Here is a 19,862-nt window from a genome sequence, read left to right on the forward strand (position 1 = left end):
GGTGAAAATTTTCAGGCCAGGCAAATGCTGCCCGGCCCGAAAACAAATGTTAATCGTGCTAATTATTGATAGACCTCATGGTTTGGATTCCCTCCCGATACCAGGTAGGCCATCAGATCCTTTAATTCCTCTTCGTTCAGGCGATTGACCAAGCCTGGCATCATCACCGATACCTCGGATTCCTTGATACTCGTCACCTGCTCCTTGGGCACCTCTTTGATCACATCCGGAGCAAAGGGGTTTTGGGAAACGTAGTAGTTTTCGTCATCTTCCCGAATCAGCCTCCCCACGACCGAGGATTTATCACCCATCACAAATACGGTAGCCGCATATTGATCAGAAATCACAGCGCTGGGATCAAGCGTGGCTTCGAGAATGTCTTTCGGCGCAAAGCGAGTACCCAATTGGGTCAAATCCGGTCCTACCGCTCCACCTTCACCTCCTATGGCATGGCAAGAGCTACAGAGCGCAGCCCCGTACATCGCTTTTCCCTTCTCCAAATCCCGGTTTTCAAGATTTTCCACTAAAGGAGCTGCTTCGGCAACCGTCCATCGTCTTCCAGGACCCTCGGGCTGAACCTCCGACACGACAATGTCGTTCCCGGAGCCGGTCAGCATTTTGCCTCCCGAAAGCTCGTCGTAATACGCAAATTTGGATTCAGGGACGGTGCTCAACGCCATCTTTCTAGCCCGATCGATAAAGCCAACATAACTTCTTCCCCCTTGTATTGAAAGGCATTGTGCGTCCAGTTGAAATACTTTTCGTAGGATTCCTCATCCCATCCGGCCTTCGCGCCGCCAAGAACCGTCGCATAGTACGTTTGCTGTGCCGGTGGTACGTTCGCCAGCATGTTGGCGATGTCCAATCCGTATTGGGGATTTCGCATGATCAGATCCGAAGAGGCGGTTAAGGTCTTCTGAAAATTTGGATCGTCTTCGGCAGTTTCAAGTAAGCCAAGGAGCTCAGGTACCGCAGAAGGTGCCTCCAGGGCCACCAGTACCTTGGCAAGCACGCGGTTTAAGCGATTACTTTCTGCAGGGAAGTGGGTGTCCAGGTAACTGATCAACTGGCTCCTGACTGCACCAGACGGGTTTCCATGACGGGCAATCACTACTTCGATCGCCCGGGAAAGGTTCAGTCGATCTTCTTCATTCAGCCCTGCGTAGTCGATTCCCATCAAGGCTTGCAACATGGCGTTTCGCTGCGTAGCACTGCCGTGCCTTGCCAGCGCAATCATGGCCTGAGTCAAGGTCCTTGGATCGGTCTCGCTCAGTGCTTTGCTTTGCCATTCGGCCAGCGGCTGCTGTTCCACGGCGATGCGTGCGGCGTATTGAACGAAGCGATCTTCGTGCTTCAAATACGGCCAGGCAAAGTCAACGGCCCCTGCCTGCGGACCGGAATGATAGGCTTCCAGGCTTCTTCGGATTCTGTGCGCCTCCGGCAAATCTGCTTCGGTCAATCCACCATCGACGTCGTCACTCAAATCTCCGGTATAATGCACCCGGTACAGATCGGATTGCAACCTCCTTCCGCCGGTCATGAAGTACAACGCACCATCCGGACCGATCACCCCATCCGTAAGTGGTAGCGGCGATCCTGAAATAAATTCCTCGCCGGTGGCAGTATAGGATCCGCCTTCGGGCCTGAGGTTGATTTTATACATGATGCCAAAACTCCAGTCAAAGGCATACAAGGCATGCCGGTACTCGGAGGGAAATTTTGCATTGGTTCCGTAGAATACGTTGGTTGGTGACCCCTGACCAATGTTCAGCACGGCAGGCAAATTATCGGTGTAGTCCGGTGACCATTTTTTGTTTCCCGTTCTCCAGCCGTACTCGCTACCGCTGGTGACATGGTTGATTCGGGTAGGCCGATACCAGGGCATGCCAAAATCCCATTCCATATCGGAGTCGTAGGTAAACAAATCCCCCACTTCGTTGAATGCTATGTCAAAGGGATTTCGGTACCCCACACTGATCAATTCCCATCGCTTTCCTTCGGGATCAATTTTTGCCACCCATCCTCCCGGCGCACCTCTGCTATTGGCATGGCCTCTGGGGTCTTTGATTTCAGGGATCAGATTATCGTCCTCCCAAACTCTGGGAATCCGGTAGTGGTCCATCTCCGGTACATCGATGTGGTTTCCTACCACGATATAAATGGACGTCCCGTCTGGAGACACCACCATGCTATGCGGACCGTGTTCTCCCGGACTACCGGTAAATTCACGGAGCGTAGTAATGGTTTCAAATTGATCGTCTCCATCGGTATCCTGTAGCCGGTAAATCCCTGTGCTCTTGTCAAAATCATCGTTTGCGCGGTGATTGACCATGACGTACAAGCTATTAAAGGCATATAAGAGCGCCTGGGCATAGCCCATTCCAATCTTATCGTCTCCGTTTTCTCCTACAATCAGTTTCTCCACCTTGGGTGTCAACGAATCAGCACCAATGGCTGGAACCTCCAGCCGGTAAATCGCACCGTACTGATCCACCGTCAATAGCCTGCCCTTGTCGTCAAAGGTCATGCCTACCCAGGAGCCCTGCTCGTTTTCACCGGGGCTATACAGGTGTTCCGCTTCGAAGCCAGAAGGTAATTTCAACTTGGCAACCTTCGGGTCCACCTCTTTTTGTTCTCCACCGCCTTCGCCGCATGCGCCCACAATCAGGAGCACCAATACAGCCATCAGCCAGTTTTTCATTGAGTTGTTGGTATACATATCGTTATCATTAATTGGCAATCTGTCCTAAGCAAACGCATCGCCCGGGAACCGTCTTTAAAATTAACCCAAATCCATTGCTTATTAAAGCCAGTAACGTGGAAATTACACCTTTGGTCATATTTAACCAAAAAACAGCGGAAAGCCAGTGGGCTTTCCGCTGTAGTCCTCAGGCTGGGCTATCTTATTTCCTGCCTCCTGCCTGTATTAGAAGTGAGGCGTGATCTCAGCTTCTGCAGCTGGAAGCGCATAGTATTTGGTGATGTTCGTAAAGGCGATAGATCGGAAGGTAGCTCCCGCAGGATAGTAGTAATCCAACGGATTTGCCAGCGCTCGTGCACCAAAATCCCCAATGATCTCCTGCACCCGATCCGACCGCGTGAGGTCAAACCAGCGCTTGTTTTCAAAGGCAAGTTCCACCCTTCGCTCTTTGAAGATGGCTTCCCGCATATCGGTCTGTCCGGAGGCAGTACTGTTTGCCAACCCGGCACGATTCCGTACCTGATTCAGGTATCCTGCAGCCTCTACGGTCTTGCCCTGCTCGTTAAGGGCCTCAGCGAGGAATAACAGGACTTCTGCATACCGGTAAATGGGCCAGTTCATTCCATGGTTTCCATGCAAATCATGATGTTTGGCGTATTTCTTGATATAGGGATACACTTTATCTTCCCGGTCACTACCGGCAATTTCCACGTAAGCAATGGAAGCATCCTTTCTCAGGTCACCTTCTTCATAGGCTGCGATGATATCTGGCGTGGGTATGTTATTACCTTCGCCGTCCAGCGGCTGCGGGTTGGAAGTACCGGTAATGGGCTGCAACTCCTGCAAAGAAATGGGCCGGGGCATAAAGCTGTACAAAAAGCTACTGTTGAGTCCTTCGGGACCTTCCAGAAATTGAACTTCAAACAGCGATTCGGCATTGTTTTTATTGCCCACGCTTTCGGAAAATACATCCTCGTAGTTGTCGATCAACGAGTACTCCCCGCTACTGACAATGGCCTTCAGCAAGGTCTCGGCTTCTGCCCAGCGCTTCTGGGTGATAAACACGTCGGCTAGCAGCATCTGGGCAGCCCCCTTGGAGGCACGACCCACTCCCTGCTGAGACCGCACCGGAAGCAGGTTAATGGCTGACTGGATGTCACTGATCAACTGTGTGTAAATCTCGGATTCAGGAGTCAACGGCAAGGCGGCCTCCTCCCGGGTAGTCACAGGGGTCAGGTGAAGCGGAACGCTTCCGAAATACCGAGCCAACTCGTAATAGGCATACCCGCGAAGAAATAGCGTCTGTCCTTTCAGGTTGTCCTTCGCTGCCTGGTTAAATTCGACCTCGTCGATCTGGGTCAAAATTTGATTGGCACGTGCGATAATCAGGTAATCCTGCCGGTATTGGTTCAATACGTGTGTGTTGGTCGTAATTCCCTGATCATCCGGCAAAGAGTGGTCGGAAATATCTTCCTGCTGCTCCGTAGCACCAAAGTTGATGTTACGCGCATAGATGGTATTGTCCGAACGCATCTCGCACAACAGCCAGGAGCGGCTATTGGCTATCGAGCGTAAAGGAGCATAGGTGGCATTTACAGCTTGTTCGAAATCGGATTCGGTTTGGTAAAACGTTGCCGAACTAAGGGCGGTTTCCGGGGCAATGGTCAAGAACTCTTCGCAACTTGACATCGTCATTCCCAGTAGCGCTATAAAGATTGATATTTTTTTCATTTTTCAGTCAATTTTAGATGAAAGGCTCTTTAGAACGTAAAGTTTGCACCGACGGTAAAGGTACGAGGAACCGGGTAGCCAGTCAGGTCAATACCAGGGCTTAGGTTTCCGCCGTCTCCCTGACCGTTGTTCTGCTGACTAACCTCTGGATTGGGTCCACCCCAATACGGTGTAAAGATGTACACGTTTTGCACGGAGGCATAGAACCTGGCTGACTTCACCACGTTTGCAATGGCCCCGGCGTTGAAACCTAGCGTGATATTTTTGATAGAAAAGAAGGACGCATCCCAAACAAAGTTGCTGTTTGCCCAGTCTCGTTCGATTCCGGTTACGTTTCCACCTCCCACGGTGGTTCCGAAAATTCCTTCTCCCGGATCTTCAGGGGAACGGAAGCGATCGGTCGCTTTGGCCACCATGTTAAACACGCCGTCCAGGTTGGCTGTACTAAACAAGTGCCGCATGTACAACTGATTTCCATGCGATCCGGAGGTGATGATGTTCATGTCCCACTTTCCGTACTTGAAATTATTGGTGATACCGTAGGTAAAATCCGGGAATGGATTGCCAATGATGGTTCGGTCGTCGTTGTCTCCACCGATCGTAATGATACCGTCTCCATTGATGTCTTCCAACTTAATCGAACCTACCGTAGAACGTCCGGGTACCTGAGGCGAACTGTTCAGGTCTTCCTCGTTCATGTAGTTTCCTAGTTTTCTCAATCCATAGAATTGTCCGAATGGCTGTCCTACCTGCGTAATGTGAACATTGCCGTACACGCGATCAATGCCTTCTGCAAGCTCCATTACCTGGTTCCTGTTAAAAGAAATGTTGGCATTGGTGGTCCAAACCAGTCTTCCCTGGGTATTTCGGCTGGTGATGGCAAATTCATGCCCCCAGAATTTAATTTCTCCGATGTTATCGGTAATGCTACCAAAACCGGCTTCCTGAGGTATCTGTACGTTGTAGAGCAGGTTGGTGGTGTTTTTGGTGTAGAAATCGTACACAAACTGAATGCGATCGTCAAACAAGCCCAGGTCCAATCCGATATCAAACTGATGGGTGGTTTCCCATCCCAGGAACGGGTTTTGGAGGGAAGTAACCGCCGCTCCAGGTACCACGGTATTATTAAAAACGTGGTTTACGGTATTGTTTACCAGCGCATACTGGGTGTAGTTACCAATGTTATTGTTACCGGTCACACCGTAGCTACCACGTAATTTCATAAAGGAAACTTTATCACTGGTGCTAAGGAATCCTTCATCAGACATCACCCATCCTGCGGATACGGAAGGGAATACCCCCCATCGGTTCTCCGAACCGAATCGGGAAGATCCGTCGGCGCGGATGGATCCGGTCAACAGGTACTTGCCCTTGTAGTTGTAGGTCAAGCGGCTCAGGAATGAGGTCAACGCCCACTCCTGCACGTCGGAGATTGTTCCTCCTCTGCTAATGTTTAGCGCTCCCTGAACGGTTGGAAGACGATCATCGGCGTAGGTATCTCCTACCACCTGGGTACGATCCAATCGGAAGTACTGGTTGGTAAATCCACCCAGCAACTGGAAGTTATGGTCATTGATCGACTTGGTATAGGTTACCGTGTTTTCGTTCAACCAGCTAAATATTTCCCGGTTATCCCGGGTAGAGCGTGCTACCGTTGGGATTGCCTGGTTCATCCCCGGCGTGGCCGTAGAAGGATTGAAGTAAAAATACTTGCTATTTCTGATCTCTGCGTTAATGGTCGATTTGATCTCCAGGCCTTCGATCGGCTGGTACTGTACGTAGGCATTGGAAAGTAAATTCGTCTGCTTGGTCTCGTTGGTAATCTCCAAAGCAGACCGTACGTAGTTTGGATAGGCAAAGATGTTTCCGGTTTCACTTGGAAATCGGTTAAAAAACGTCAACTCACCGTTGTCGTCATAGATGGGCATGTTGGGCCAGGTATGCAGGGCGTTAAACAATATACCCGTTCCTCTGGATCCATCGGTCCTGGGAATGTTGTCACGAATGTAAGTGGGTGCAAGGTTGAAGCCCACGGTTAACTTATCCGATGCCTTGTAGTCGGAATTGATTCGCAAGGAAAACCGTTCGTAGTCGGTGTTCAATACCACGCCTTCCTGATCGAAGTAACCCGCCACAACCGACGTCCGCATCTTTTCCGTGTTGTTATTGATCGTCAGGTTGTAATTGGAAATAGGAGCTGTCTGAAGCAAGGCATCGTACCAGTCCTGAGTTTGGCCTTCGTATTGAGAGGGGTTCTGGAACATGGCGGGTACCGGACGTCCGGCATCTTCGAAGTATTCCTTCTTAAACTGTGCAAATTCCACCGCATCCATCATTTCCAGGCGGTTGTAATGGGGCACATTTTGCAGACCCCGGTACACGTTCAATGACACCGTGGACTGTCCGGCCTTTCCTCTTTTGGTGGTGATCAGTACCACACCGTTAGCCGCCCGGGATCCATAAAGGGAAGTAGAGGCAGCGTCTTTCAGAATGGTGATGTCCTGAATCTCGTCCGGATTAAGACTGGAGATGTCTCCGGTGATCGGAAACCCATCCACTACGTACAAAGGTTCACTACCCGCAGATACGGATAACTGTCCCCGGATACGTACGTTCATTCCCCGACCAGGCTGTCCGGTAGTTTGGTTGATTTGCACCCCGGCCAACTGGCCCTGCAGTTTCTGCGCCATTAAGGGAACCGGGATGTCCAGCAGGTCGTCTCCTTGTACGGTCTGAACCGCCCCGGTGATCTCTTTCTTCAACTGGCTACCATACCCCACGACCACCACTTCGGTGAGGTCGCTCATGGAAGAGGCCAGCACGATTTCATACTCGGTTTGTCCGCCCTGTACGGGTATTTCCCGGGTAGTGTATCCGATGTAGCTGACCGACAACACTTCTCCGGCAGCCGCTTCTACCTGAAAGCGCCCGTCCAGGTCGGTGACCGTCCCTCGGGTGGTCCCCTTTACCAAAACGGATACGCCCGGCAGCGTTTCATTGTCTCCCTCTGAGCGAACCACGCCAGAGACCGTGCTCTGCGCGTAGGAAACAAATGTCAATAGCATGGCCGCGAGTAAGGTGATCAAGCGCCTGCTATCCAAAATTGGGTAACAATCTTTTTTCATAATAAATTTGGTTATTTGAATGGATTATTAGTAAAAATACCACGGCAGTATCCGTGAATATTTTCTTAAATAAAAAAGATATTTTTACAAGAACTATCCTGCACTGTGCTGAAAAGGCTTTTACTCAAGGCACCGATGCGTAAAAATCTATAGTTTGTAACCATCTGAAAACGAGCCTTATCTGATGGTAAATTTTGTTTGTCTGTAGAAACCATTGCTTTTTTCAGGCAAAATCAAATGAATCATCCATTTGATAAAATATTATACTGAGGAGAAAAAGAGTTGATCAAAAAAAAATCCCCCGGAACATCCAGCAGATCGCTGGGGTTCCGAGGGATGATTTTTTAATAAAAACGCCAATTTTTAATAACCGGGGTTTTGAATCAGCGCGGAATTGATGCGTATTTGGTCCTGAGGAATCGGAAATAGTATTTCGTGCGCCTCAAAGATGAAATCTCCGTTTGAAAACGGAATTCCCTCCCTGGAGGTGGTGGGATCCGCCCGCTCTCGCAAACCGTAGTCGTTCAGAAAACCGACCAGTTCCTGCGTCCCCATGGTCCGTTTCAAATCAAACCACCGGTGATTCTCGAAGGCCAATTCGATCCTTCGCTCCTGGAGAACTGCTTCCCGAAACGCCGCCTGGCTTAGACCACTCACCGGTTCCAAACCTGCCCGTTCCCGCACCTGATTAAGGTAGCCATAGGCCATTCCATTGGGACCTTCTTGCTCGTTGATGGCTTCTGCCAACATGAGCAGCACGTCTGCATAGCGAAGGACGGGCCAGTTATCGTTGGTTACCCCCCGAATGGAGTGGGGGTGATTGAATTTGTTGATAAAGGGAACGCCCACGTAGGTCCCCTCGAGATTGGTATACCCCTCCTTGAGCGAAACCTCCTTGCGCAAGTCTCCGTCCTCGTAAGCAGCTATGATGTCTTTGCTTGGGGTATTCCAGCCCCCGCCTTCCTGGCCCGGAAAGTCAATCACTGCACCGAAGGATTCGCGCGGAGCAAAGGTATAGATAAAGTTACTGTTAACGCCGAACTGATTGTCTCCCTGGTACTGTATGTCCCAGACGGATTCCTGATGATTTTTATTTTGAGGGTCAAAGACGTCTGCGTAGTCCGGTAACAGGTCGTATCCAAGGGAGGTTACCTGATTCAAGGCCTCAATAGCCGGTCCATAGTCTCCCCGGGTTAAATGCACTTTCCCAAGTAAACTCAAGGCGGCTCCTTTGGTAGCTCTTCCCACATCGTCCGAACCGTAGCTTACGGGAAGCGCATTCACGGCCGCATTCAGGTCCGAAAGAATCTGTTGGTAAACGGTTTCCACGGGCTGTCTTTCGTATTCGAAGGCTTCGGCCGGGGAAGCCACCGGTTCGGTAATCACGATCACATCTCCAAAATGTTGAACGAGATGAAAGTACAAATAGGCTCGAATAAACTTTAACTCGCCCTCGGATCGTGTTTTTATGGCCTCACTTGCCGCTGATTCCGGTAATTTTTGGAGCGTGGTATTCACATTGACCATCACCCCGTAGGTACTGTTGTACAAATTGGTAATATTGGGGGTAGCCGCATTGTACTGCCAAAATTCCAAGGCCTCCAGGGCAGGCCCCTGACCCCGGTTGCCCGGGTTGAAGTGCAAGGTGGTATTGTCCGAAATAAACTCGGTGTATTGCCACTGATTCAAATGCAGCGGTCGCAGCTGTCCATAAACCCCATTCACGGCCTGAATCACCTGGTTTTCCGTCTGATAGAAATTATCCGCAACCAGTACCGTGGGATCGGTTTTGTTTAGAAACTCTTCGTCACAAGCCGTAACGGCCAGCAAGGATCCCAAACAGAATAATTTTATATGCATGTATTTTTTCATCTCTTCGGTAGTTTAAGGATTAAAATCGGATGGTCGCTCCCAGTGTAAAGGTCCTGGGCATGGGGTACGCTTCGTCATCCACGCCAATATTTATCCCACCTCTTCGGTTGATTTCCGGATTGGTGCCCGGAAAAGAGGTAAACAGGAAGGGATTTTCCGCGCTGAAAAATACCCGTGTATTGGATAACACCGGATTTTTGGGTACGGTATACCCCAGGGTGATGTTTCGAAGCCATACGTGTGTGGCATCGTACACGTACCGGGAGTTGGATTCCCGCTGCCATTTCCAGGTATTGGTGGTGGCACCGCGGCCATCTCCCGGGTTTTCGGCAGATCTCCAACGGTTGACTCCAGACTGCAGGATGTTGAACACCCCGTCCATGTTCATGGTCGTAGCCTCAATGTTTCGGAATACATCGTAGTCAAAGGCTCCGGTAAACATGAAGTTAAAGTCAAAGGCTTTGTAATCGCCACCCAGTGTGAATCCCAAAATGTAGGCGGGATGTGGATTACCGATTTCGATCATGTCTTGCTGGTCGTAGGAGATGACTCCGTCTCCATTTGCATCAAAATACTTGTACGTGCCGGGAATGGCCCCATCCTGGGTAGGCCAGGCTTCGATTTCATCTTCTGTATTGAAAATACCCACCATGCGGAATCCGTGCAGCATGGCCAGCGGACGCCCTACCTGGGAAACATTGTAGGTGCTGTAAAAGCCTCCGGACCAGATTTCATCGTTTTCTCCCCTGATCTCCAGTACCTTGTTTCGGTTGATGGTCAGGTTCAGATTGCTCCGCAGGTTCAATTGGCTGATGCGCGTGCGGTAATCCAGTGCCAGCTCCAGGCCCCGGTTTTGCACCTGCCCGACGTTATCCAGCGACTGGGTAAAGCCGGAGATCACCGGCATCTCCACAGACAGCAGCATGTTGTCCGTAAGTCGATTGTAATATTCTGCGGTGAAAATCAAGCGGTTGTCAAACATGGCCAAATCCAGCCCAATATCCGTTTGCTGGGATTGCTCCCAGCCCAGGTTGGAGTTGGCAAAATTGGACAGCACCTGCCCGTTTGCAATGGCTCCTCCCAGTACGTAGTTGGAGATACGCATATTGGACAGACTGGAGTAGTTACCAATGGCGTTGTTGCCGGTGATTCCGTAACTGGCTCTTAGTTTCAAATCCGTAATCCAGTTGGTCTGGGGCATAAAGGATTCCTCAGAAATACGCCATCCGGCCGAAAAGGCAGGGAAGTTCCCCCACTTATTATTGGCACCAAAGCGAGAACTACCTTCCCGTCTAAAGGAAGCAGAAAAAAGGTACTTGTCATTGAAGGAATAATTGGCCCTCGCGAAATAGGCCATCAGGCTCCAATCGGCCTCACCCGAACTGGAAACCTGCCGGATGGCGGCACTCAGGTAACGTACCTGATCGTTGGCAAACTCGTTACCATTGCCCTGCAGGAATTTAACTGTTTCTTCTTGAGCAGAAAATCCCAACAGGCCTTCTACCCGGTGGTTACCCAGAATCTTATTGTACGAAAGCAACTGATCAGCAGCAATGTTCAACACCTCGTTTCTGCGCTGCAATAGGGTGGCCTCCCGGGGCGGAGCCTGGTTAAATCCAGGACCTGCGAGCGTGGAAGGACGAAACTCCTTTTGATCGGTGTTTTCCAGGATGGCATTTACAGAGGTCCTGAATTTGAAATCCTTGAGAAAGGTAAATTCCAGGTAGCCATTGGTCAGGAGGTTGTTTTCATTACGGGTGCGCTCCATTTCCATGAGCTCCTGCACCACATTGGCGGTACCGAATACGCCATGTGTACCCCCGATGAAGGTATTAAAGCTACCGTCTTCGTTGTACACTGGATAGCGCGGATCCGCCCAAAGCGACCTGCCAATCAATGCACTTCTGCCATCGGTAGATGCATAGTCTTCGCGGGAATGCGAGGCAGCAATGTTCCAGCCCATACTGATAAAGTCATTGATCTTGCCATCGATGTTGGCACGGACGTTAAATCGCTCGAAACCGGTTTCGATAACGGCCCCCTCCTGATTGATATACCCTACCGAAACCAGGGAGCGGATGTCTCCCTTACCCGCCGAAAGGGTGGCGTTGTAATTTTGAAACCGTGCGTTTTGATTCATGATTTCTTCAAACCAATCGGTAGAAACGGTGGTCTGCTCCGGAAACCGGAATTCCAGCGGAATTTCCTCAAGCGCCGGCTCCCGCTGTTCGAAGTAGCGGATCCGGTCCACAAAACTATCGTGCTTGAACTGCGCAAACTCCGGTCCGTTCATCATCCGGGTTCTGCGGCCATCCGGCACGTTTTGAATCCCCTGGTTGACCACGAAATCCAGATTTACGGTTCCCTCTTTTGCGGATTTGGTGGTGATCAGGATCACACCATTGGAGCCTCTGGCTCCGTAGATGGCGGTAGAAGCGGCATCTTTTAGTACCGTCATGCTTTCGATATCTGCCGGGTTTAGGTTTTGTCCCAGGGACGTTCCCACAGGAAACCCATCGACCACGTATAGCGGCTGACTACCGGCGCCCAGGGAACCGATTCCGCGGATGGTGACTTCCATTTCCTCGCCCGGTCTACCGGAGTTTTGTCGCACCTGTACCCCGGCTGCCTGCCCCTGTAATAAGCGAGTGACATTTGTGGTAGGCACTTCCCCGATGTTCTCCATATTGATCACCGAAACGGCAGAGGTAATGTCGGCCTTTCGCTGGGAACCATAGCCCACTACGACTACCTCTCCCAGGTCTCCTATGGAAGCATCCATGCTGATTTCATAGGTAGTTTGTCCGCCGGTGACGGCAACTTCCCGGGTCTCAAATCCAATAAAGCTGACGGTAAGTGTTTCACCAGCAGAAGCCTGCAGGGCAAATTCACCGTCCATATTCGTGACGGTGCCACGGGTAGTACCCTTTACCAGAATGGATACGCCCGGAAGGGGCTCGGCGTCTTCGCTGGCAATGACCCTTCCGGTAATTTGGCCCGCATCCTGGGCAAAGCCGGAATGGGTCATTACCAAAAGAATCGCTACTATTGCACCCCGAATCCCATGGAGGAGCATTTGGTAACTTGTTTTCATAATCTTTTGTATTTGGTTAAGATTGGTTTATACAAATGGAATAAACTCAAAAAACCATACAAGTCTATCCTGTACTATCCTGTATAAAGGAAACATTATTGAGATATAATGCAGAATTGAATAGATTTTTCAGCGAACGGCGTACAAAAAGTCAGGAACAGAAAACAGATTGGGAGGAAGGGCTACCCGCATCTCCCGGATACCGACCGTCCGGCAGTCAAAAAGTGAATTTCATAAAAAAAGGGGAGCACGATGCTCCCCTTTTTTTCACGCAAAGGATAAACTTATTTTTTTACCCTGATTTTTTCCTTGATTCGGGCGGATTTTCCTTGTCTTCCTCTCAGGTAAAACAACCGGGCCCTTCGGACCTTACCTTCCCTGAGGACCTCAATTTTTTCCAAACTCGGGGAAATGATAGGGAAGATCCGTTCCACGCCGATCCCGTTGGAAACCTTCCGAACAGTAAACGTTTCGCCATTGGTATTGACATTCTTCCGTTGGATTACTGTTCCCTGAAACTGCTGGATACGTTCCTTGTTTCCTTCTGTAATTTTCACATGGACATTGACCGTGTCACCCGCTTTGAAAGCTGGGAATTTTGACCGGGCGTCTTTGTAATCCTGTTCTACGAATTTTAGTAGTTCGCTCATTGCTTTATTCGTTTGCTTATCGCTTTTTCGGACACCGACTCGGGTATCCTTACTTGGTTCAACTATCGTTATGTTCTGTCGTATTACCGCCTTTTTCCGAAGAAAAGCGCCCGCCAATCAAGTCGGGCCTTCTTTCTTTGGTCCGGCGTACCGATTCATCAAATCGCCATGATTCGATATTTGCCGCATGCCCCGAAAGCAACACCTCCGGAACGCCCCATCCATTATAGACAGCCGGTCTTGTATACACGGGAGGCGCCAGCAGGCCATCCTGGAAGGAGTCCGTCAATGCGGAGGTCTCGTCGTTCAACACTCCCGGAAGCAAGCGAATCACGGCATCTGCCACAACGGCAGCCGCCAATTCTCCCCCGGAAAGGACGAAATCACCGATACTTACCTCCCTGGTGATCAAATGCTGCCGAACCCGCTCGTCTACTCCTTTGTAATGCCCGCAGAGAATGATCAGATTCTCTTTGAGGGAAAGCGCATTGGCCATGGGCTGATCAAAGGTATGCCCATCCGGTGTCATGTAAATGACTTCATCGTAGGCACGGTCTTTCTTTAACGCTTCCAGGCAACGCACGATCGGCTCGATCATCATGACCATACCTGCTCCACCGCCAAACGCATAATCGTCTACGCTTTTTTGCTTTCCGATGCCATAGGGCCGCAAATCGTGCACTTTTACGGTGGCCAATCCTTTGTCCTCCGCCCGTTTCAGGATGGAATGAGAAAAAGGCCCTTCCAACAGTCCGGGCAATACCGTAATGATATCAATACGCATGTTATTCCTCCAGGTAGATGTCAAGCAGCCCTTCCGGCAGCCGGCAGAAAACTTTTTTTTCTGCTTTATTTACTCCTTGCAGGATTCCGTCCTGAATGGGAATCAGCACTTCCTTACCTTGGTAGTCCATGCCGATCAAGTCCTGTGTCTCCAGGTCATAAATCACCTTTACCTCCCCCAATGGTCCCAACGTTTCGTCCGTTACGGTATATCCCACCAATTCGTGGTAATAAAACTGATCTTCTTTCAGTTCCGGAAGCAGGGATAGCGGCAGGTACAAGGCCGATCCCACCAGGGGCTTCACCTGGTCCACCTGGTCAAATTCTTCAAATTTGGCCAGAAACTTATTGTTGGGCTGAGGCACCATGTGCTCCAGCATAAAGGGCACCAAGCGGTTTCCTCTTTCCACGAAAACGTGTTCCAGATCTTCGTAATCCTCTGGATAATCCACGTCAAGAACCAAAAGAACCTCTCCATGCAATCCATGAACTTTGGCGATATGGCCCAATTGAAAACAATTGTCTTTGTTCATGGATGGGGAGTTTTTTAGGCTTTTTCTTCGTCAGATGCAGCTGCATCCGGTGCAGGTGCTTCTTCTCCTTCACTTTCAGCAGGCGCTTCTTCCTGAGGCGCTGCTGCCGCCTTGGCTTCCGCTTCTGCAGCCGCAGCGATGGCTTCTTCCTCGCGTTTTTTGATGGCATCCAGTCGAGCCTGATTTTTAGCCGCCTCGGCTTCCAATGCAGCCTTCTTGGCACTGTCTTTCGCCGATTGTATTTTATCTACCTTGCTGGCAATGCTTTGCTCTTTGGTTTCCAACCAAGCCTGGAATTTCTCATCGGCTTGTTCCTGCGTGATCGCACCCTTTACTACACCTATTTGTAAATGTTTCTTCAACATCACACCTCGATACGAAAGCATGGCCTTCACTGTATCGGTAGGTTGAGCCCCGTTCATCAACCATTTCAACGCGCGGTCGTTGTTGATAGTAATGGTGGCCGGGTCGGTGTTTGGATTGTACGATCCGATTTTCTCGATAAAGCGTCCATCCCGTGGAGCTCTAGCATCAGCAATTACTACATCGTAGATGGCCATTTTTTTTCGGCCCCGACGTGCTAATCTGATTTTTAATGCCATAATAATTTGACGTTTAGTGAATTGATGGATCCCGTCCATCGTTAATTTTTGGACTGCAAAGATAAAACTTTAAAATCAAAAAGAACAATCTGGCTGACTTTTATTTGCGTTGTAGTAGATTTATGGTTTAAATTGCAGTGTTTTTTCGGGGCTTTCAGGTCTAAGCCGTCTCAAAAAAGCAACACATACTGGGTTTACAAAGGTAAATCCAACGCTTTCCCCGAGGTAATATGGCCTCGTACCTGCCTACCGGCAGGCAGGGAAGTTTCCTGATAGTATGACAGAATTCTATACAGTTTATGCCCTCAAAAGCCTTCAAGATGGACGCATCTACGTCGGGTTCACAAGAGACGTCGAGAAAAGGCTTAGGGAGCATAATTCAGGAAAAACCAAATCCACAAAAGGCTTCAGGCCTTGGATCATAATTTATACCGAGATCGCGGAAACAAGGCAAAATGCCAGAGAAAAAGAAATTTACTTAAAGTCTGGCATCGGTAAAGAATTTTTGAAATCTTTGGAGTAATGGTAATATGGCCTCGTACCTGCCTACCGGCAGGCAGGGTTCAATGGATAGAATACCTGCCTGCCGGCAGGCAGGGAAGTTTCCTGATAGTATGACAGAATTCTATACAGTTTATGCCCTCAAAAGCCTTCAAGATGGACGCATCTACGTCGGGTTCACGAGAGACGTCGAGAAAAGGCTTAGGGAGCATAATTCAGGAAAAACCAAATCCACAAAAGGCTTCAGGCCTTGGATCATAATTTATACCGAGATCGCGGAAACAAGGCAAAATGCCAGAGAAAAAGAAATTTACTTAAAGTCTGGCATCGGTAAAGAAATTTTGAAATCTTTGGAGTAATGGTAATATGGCCTCGTACCTGCCTACCGGCAGGCAGGGTTCAATGGATAGAATACCTGCCTGCCGGCAGGCAGGGAAGTTTCCTGATAGTATGACAGAATTCTATACAGTTTATGCCCTCAAAAGCCTTCAAGATGGACGCATCTACGTCGGGTTCACGAGAGACGTCGAGAAAAGGCTTAGGGAGCATAATTCAGGAAAAACCAAATCCACAAAAGGCTTCAGGCCTTGGATCATAATTTATACCGAGATCGCGGAAACAAGGCAAAATGCCAGAGAAAAAGAAATTTACTTAAAGTCTGGCATCGGTAAAGAAATTTTGAAATCTTTGGAGTAATGGTAATATGGCCTCGTACCTGCCTACCGGCAGGCAGGGTTCAATGGATAGAATACCTGCCTGCCGGCAGGCAGGGAAGTTTCCTGATAGTATGACAGAATTCTATACAGTTTATGCCCTCAAAAGCCTTCAAGATGGACGCATCTACGTCGGGTTCACGAGAGACGTCGAGAAAAGGCTTAGGGAGCATAATTCAGGAAAAACCAAATCCACAAAAGGCTTCAGGCCTTGGATCATAATTTATACCGAGATCGCGGAAACAAGGCAAAATGCCAGAGAAAAAGAAATTTACTTAAAGTCTGGCATCGGTAAAGAATTTTTGAAATCTTTGGAGTAATGGTAATATGGCCTCGTAGTTCAATGGATAGAATAGAAGTTTCCTAAACTTTAGATACAGGTTCGATTCCTGTCGAGGCTACAAAAAACCCCGTTTGCAGGATGTAATTGGGTTTTTTTTGCGTTTGGGGGTATTCTTGAACCTCAGGACCTGCACCGCGACACCGGTACCTGGCTCAGGAGACGATCAGCTGCTACCTTACCGGTAAATCCTCCATCCCCTGCTCACGGCGTCCTGGCCTACTCTGTCAATTTACCCCAGGGTGAACTTTTCCAAACGGTACACCCAACCCGTAACGTTCGGAACATCTCCTATTTTCCGGCCAACCAATCGTTTGAATGAAGAATGAATGCCCGATCTTCAGGCAATCGCACGGACGGTAGAAATCGCACCCGGGCTACTAAAAAAGATTGCCGATAGCAAACCGCTCGAATACGGTGAGATCTGCTCTTTTGGCCGGACTGCACTCAACTATACCCGTTCACAATACCCCCAACCACCGCAGCAAGGTATTGTACCTGCGGGACCAGGAGCGTTGAAAGCGCAACGGACCGTTGAGCTCTTGCAGAAAAAAATCCGCATGCTTTTGATTGAGGTAGGCGATTCGCTCCCGCTTTTTTTGCCGGGTGCCGGTTCTTTTTCGTTTGCTTCCGGGGCTCAGGCGGTAATAAAAGCCAACGAAGGGCAATTGAACCACGTCACCTCCGGTTTTGAGCATTTTGATCCAAAATTCCCAATCCTCCCGGCCCATGCGCATGTCTTCCGAGAACCCTCCCACAGCCAGCGCATCCGATTTGCGAACGAGAGCCGATACAAAAATCATGTTGTCTCTCGCCAGTGCCCGCAAACTAAACGGTTTAAGTTTCCAGGCCTTCTGACCTGTCTCTGAAAATTTTACTGCCTGACAATACACCACCTTTACCTCCGGTTGCTGCTGAAGTACCGCAACGGCCTCCCCAATGTAGGCATCCGAAATCGTATCGTCTCCATCCAGCGGCAGCACAAACTCACCTTTGGCTGCCCGTATTCCGGTATTTCTCGCACGGGCTACTCCGCTGTTCGGTTGATCAATGACGCGAACCTCGGGGTACTTTTTTTCCAGCAAACGGGCGCTTTCAAGGGAATCGTCGGTGGAACCATCGTTGATCAGCAACAGTTCCAGCGGCCGATAGGTAGATGCCAGCACGGAACGTACGGTCTCTTCCAGATACCTGCCCTGATTGTAGCAGGGAATGACCACGGAAACCAATCCCCGCGTCATGATGCAAAAAAAGTTGGGTACAGGGGTTCGTCTTTTTTCAGCGCCAGGGTGTTTGGGCCAAACTTTCGCGTGCCGTATCCGTTCGCCTCGAGCAGCGACAGACAGCTGGCGTAATCTGCTTCCACTAATCCCACATTTTCGAAAACGACGGCGGCAGGCTGACTGTTTGGCAGGTCGAATATCCGGATCACTTCCAGGTCGTAGCCCTCTGCATCAACCTGCAGGAGATCGATCTTGGATATGCCGTAGCGCTGCATCAGTGTCCGGGGAGCGATCACTTCTACCTCCTCCTGACTGATCCATTGCTCCCGGTCTTCGGGAATCTCCATACCAAATTTCATGCAATTGGCCGCGACGATTCCCTCCTCAAATGCGCTTTCGATTTTTTCCCGGGAAAAGGAAGACAAGCCCGTGGCCCACCGCATATCGGAAAAACCAATCTTGTAGATCGGCTGCGTTCCGTCTTTTTCGCCAATGGCTGCACATACCGGCGTAATCCCCTCATTTTTAGCATATATCTCTTTCAAAAACTGATGGAACACCTGGGGCTGGGGCTCCAGCAAGACGCCCTTCCAGCGATCTCTTTTGATGAACTTGTGAATGGGATCGTGGGTGATGCCATCATTGGCCCCCACCTGAATCACTGTAAAATCGCCTTTCTTTGACTGGGAATAGTGGTGCAGAAACTCGCTCAGGCTGCCCTTTCCGGGCGCATAAAGGTACCGGTAAAACCCAATAAAAAGTGGATGGTTGGAAGCACTCAATTGAAAACGCAGCGCTTTCCACTGACGTTGGAGTTTCCTTTTGATCGGCAAAATGAGGGTTTTCATGGGTATCATGGACCAAAACTAAGAAAATATCGTAAATCTACGGGCAATACCCCGCGGGCGACACACCTGAACGGCGCCGACCCGGGGAAGCCACTGCAAAGGCTCAGACCAGTCCCTTGAACTGTTGCAAGAAACGTATATCGTTTTCGGTAAACAAGCGCAAATCGTTGATTTGGTAGTTGAGCATGGCAATGCGTTCGATGCCCATTCCAAAAGCAAAACCGGTATATTTCACCGAATCGATGCCGCAATTTTCCAACACATTGGGATCCACCATGCCCGAACCACCGATTTCTACCCAACCGGTGCCCTTGCAAATGTTGCACCCTTTGCCTCCGCACAACTGGCAGGAAATATCGATTTCCGCACTGGGCTCGGTGAAGGGGAAAAAGGAGGGGCGAAAACGCACCTGCGTGTGCTTCCCAAACATTTCCTTGGCAAAATGATAAAGGGTTTGTTTCAGATTGGAGAAACTCACATTTTGGTCCACATACAAGCCTTCTACCTGGTGGAAAATGCAATGGGCACGGGCGGATATCGCCTCGTTTCGGAATACCCGCCCCGGCGAAAGGGTTCGAAATGGGCGGTTTCTGGTTTTCCATGACCCTCACCTGAACGGAAGAGGTATGGGTCCTCAGGGCAATGTCCGGATTCTTTTCGATGAAAAAAGTATCCTGCATTTCCCTGGCCGGGTGGTTTTCCGGAAAATTCAATGCCGTGAAATTATGCCAGTCGTCTTCAATCTCGGGCCCTTCGGACAGATTAAAACCGATCCGTTCAAAAATCTCAACGATACGCTGCCGGGTGGCCGTAAGGGGATGAATGCCCCCAACTGCCCAGGTGGTCGGAGGCAGGGTCAGGTCCGGACCGGGGCCTCGCTGCCCTTTCGAACCGCTCTCCACCGCCTCAATCAGGTGTCTGAATTTCTCTTCCGCAAGCTGCTTTACCTCATTGACGGCTTGTCCAAACGCTTTTTTTTGCTCGTTTGGGATGGATTTCATTTCGGCAAAAAGCGCTCCAACCACACTTTTTTTACTAATAAACCGCATCCGGTACGCCTCTAGCTCCGCCGCCGTTTTGGCACGGGCCGCGGCAATTTCAGCTTTGATCTGGTCTATTTTCTGGCTTTGCATGGGCAATTTGATC

The 19,862-nt window shown here is 49.8% G+C and carries 14 protein-coding genes, 1 tRNA gene and 2 pseudogenes; 5 read left to right on the top strand and 12 right to left on the bottom strand.

The genetic code is table 11. From position 1 onward, the window contains the following. Positions 1 to 62: 62 nt before the first annotated feature. The 9 genes and pseudogenes from ABWH99_RS00975 to ABWH99_RS01015 form a co-directional block, all read right to left on the bottom strand. Positions 63 to 2,719, bottom strand: a pseudogene (locus ABWH99_RS00975) (c-type cytochrome). A 207-nt stretch (positions 2,720 to 2,926) separates the two neighbouring features. After that, positions 2,927 to 4,432, bottom strand: coding sequence for a RagB/SusD family nutrient uptake outer membrane protein (locus ABWH99_RS00980; RefSeq protein WP_375584450.1), 1,506 nt, complete (start codon positions 4,430 to 4,432; stop codon positions 2,927 to 2,929). A 29-nt stretch (positions 4,433 to 4,461) separates the two neighbouring features. After that, on the bottom strand, positions 4,462 to 7,557 hold the full coding sequence (locus tag ABWH99_RS00985; RefSeq protein WP_375584451.1) for a SusC/RagA family TonB-linked outer membrane protein: 3,096 nt from the start codon (positions 7,555 to 7,557) through the stop codon (positions 4,462 to 4,464). A gap of 363 nt (positions 7,558 to 7,920) precedes the next feature. Beyond that, positions 7,921 to 9,429 (bottom strand): RagB/SusD family nutrient uptake outer membrane protein, encoded by a 1,509-nt coding sequence (locus ABWH99_RS00990; RefSeq protein WP_375584452.1) that lies wholly within the window; start codon positions 9,427 to 9,429, stop codon positions 7,921 to 7,923. A 19-nt stretch (positions 9,430 to 9,448) separates the two neighbouring features. Further along, positions 9,449 to 12,523 (bottom strand): SusC/RagA family TonB-linked outer membrane protein, encoded by a 3,075-nt coding sequence (locus ABWH99_RS00995; protein ID WP_375584453.1) that lies wholly within the window; start codon positions 12,521 to 12,523, stop codon positions 9,449 to 9,451. Between the two features lie 284 nt (positions 12,524 to 12,807). Beyond that, a complete protein-coding gene (gene rplS / locus ABWH99_RS01000) occupies positions 12,808 to 13,173 on the bottom strand; it encodes a 50S ribosomal protein L19 (RefSeq protein WP_375584454.1) in 366 nt (121 codons plus the stop codon). Between the two features lie 58 nt (positions 13,174 to 13,231). Then, positions 13,232 to 13,957 carry a tRNA (guanosine(37)-N1)-methyltransferase TrmD gene (gene trmD / locus ABWH99_RS01005; protein WP_375584455.1) on the bottom strand — a complete coding sequence of 242 codons (726 nt, stop codon included), beginning with the start codon at positions 13,955 to 13,957 and terminating at the stop codon, positions 13,232 to 13,234. A 1-nt stretch (position 13,958) separates the two neighbouring features. After that, positions 13,959 to 14,489: a ribosome maturation factor RimM gene (rimM, locus tag ABWH99_RS01010; RefSeq protein ID WP_375584456.1), complete on the bottom strand. Its 531-nt coding sequence runs from the start codon at positions 14,487 to 14,489 to the stop codon at positions 13,959 to 13,961. Between the two features lie 14 nt (positions 14,490 to 14,503). After that, a complete protein-coding gene (locus ABWH99_RS01015; RefSeq protein WP_375586619.1) occupies positions 14,504 to 15,091 on the bottom strand; it encodes a 30S ribosomal protein S16 in 588 nt (195 codons plus the stop codon). Between the two features lie 277 nt (positions 15,092 to 15,368). Here ABWH99_RS01015 and ABWH99_RS01020 point away from each other — a divergent pair, with 277 nt between their 5' ends. The 5 genes from ABWH99_RS01020 (at position 15,369) to ABWH99_RS01040 (ending at position 16,706) form a co-directional block, all read left to right on the top strand. Next, positions 15,369 to 15,614, top strand: a complete 246-nt coding sequence (locus tag ABWH99_RS01020; protein ID WP_375584457.1) for a GIY-YIG nuclease family protein — start codon at positions 15,369 to 15,371, stop codon at positions 15,612 to 15,614. Positions 15,615 to 15,621: 7 nt separating this feature from the next. Next, complete coding sequence (locus tag ABWH99_RS01025) at positions 15,622 to 15,951, top strand: GIY-YIG nuclease family protein (protein ID WP_375584458.1); 330 nt, start codon at positions 15,622 to 15,624, stop codon at positions 15,949 to 15,951. Positions 15,952 to 15,958: 7 nt separating this feature from the next. Continuing rightward, on the top strand, positions 15,959 to 16,288 hold the full coding sequence (locus ABWH99_RS01030; RefSeq protein WP_375584458.1) for a GIY-YIG nuclease family protein: 330 nt from the start codon (positions 15,959 to 15,961) through the stop codon (positions 16,286 to 16,288). 7 nt (positions 16,289 to 16,295) lie between these two features. Beyond that, entirely contained in the window at positions 16,296 to 16,625 is a 330-nt protein-coding gene (locus ABWH99_RS01035; protein ID WP_375584459.1) for a GIY-YIG nuclease family protein, read from the top strand. Positions 16,626 to 16,634: 9 nt separating this feature from the next. Next, positions 16,635 to 16,706: transfer RNA gene (locus tag ABWH99_RS01040), tRNA-Arg, on the top strand. Positions 16,707 to 17,106: 400 nt separating this feature from the next. On the opposite strand, the gene ABWH99_RS01045 is transcribed toward ABWH99_RS01040, so the two are convergent. The 3 genes and pseudogenes from ABWH99_RS01045 to pheS form a co-directional block, all read right to left on the bottom strand. Further along, positions 17,107 to 17,886 carry a glycosyltransferase family 2 protein gene (locus ABWH99_RS01045; protein WP_375584460.1) on the bottom strand — a complete coding sequence of 260 codons (780 nt, stop codon included), beginning with the start codon at positions 17,884 to 17,886 and terminating at the stop codon, positions 17,107 to 17,109. After that, on the bottom strand, positions 17,883 to 18,716 hold the full coding sequence (locus ABWH99_RS01050) for an FkbM family methyltransferase (RefSeq protein ID WP_375584461.1): 834 nt from the start codon (positions 18,714 to 18,716) through the stop codon (positions 17,883 to 17,885). The genes ABWH99_RS01045 and ABWH99_RS01050 overlap by 4 nt, the downstream gene beginning before the upstream one ends. 103 nt (positions 18,717 to 18,819) lie before the next feature. Continuing rightward, positions 18,820 to 19,849: pseudogene (gene pheS, locus ABWH99_RS01055) on the bottom strand (phenylalanine--tRNA ligase subunit alpha). Positions 19,850 to 19,862: the final 13 nt, after the last annotated feature.

This window comes from Cyclobacterium xiamenense, assembly GCF_042140265.1.
GTDB classification, from domain to species: domain Bacteria; phylum Bacteroidota; class Bacteroidia; order Cytophagales; family Cyclobacteriaceae; genus Cyclobacterium; species Cyclobacterium xiamenense_A.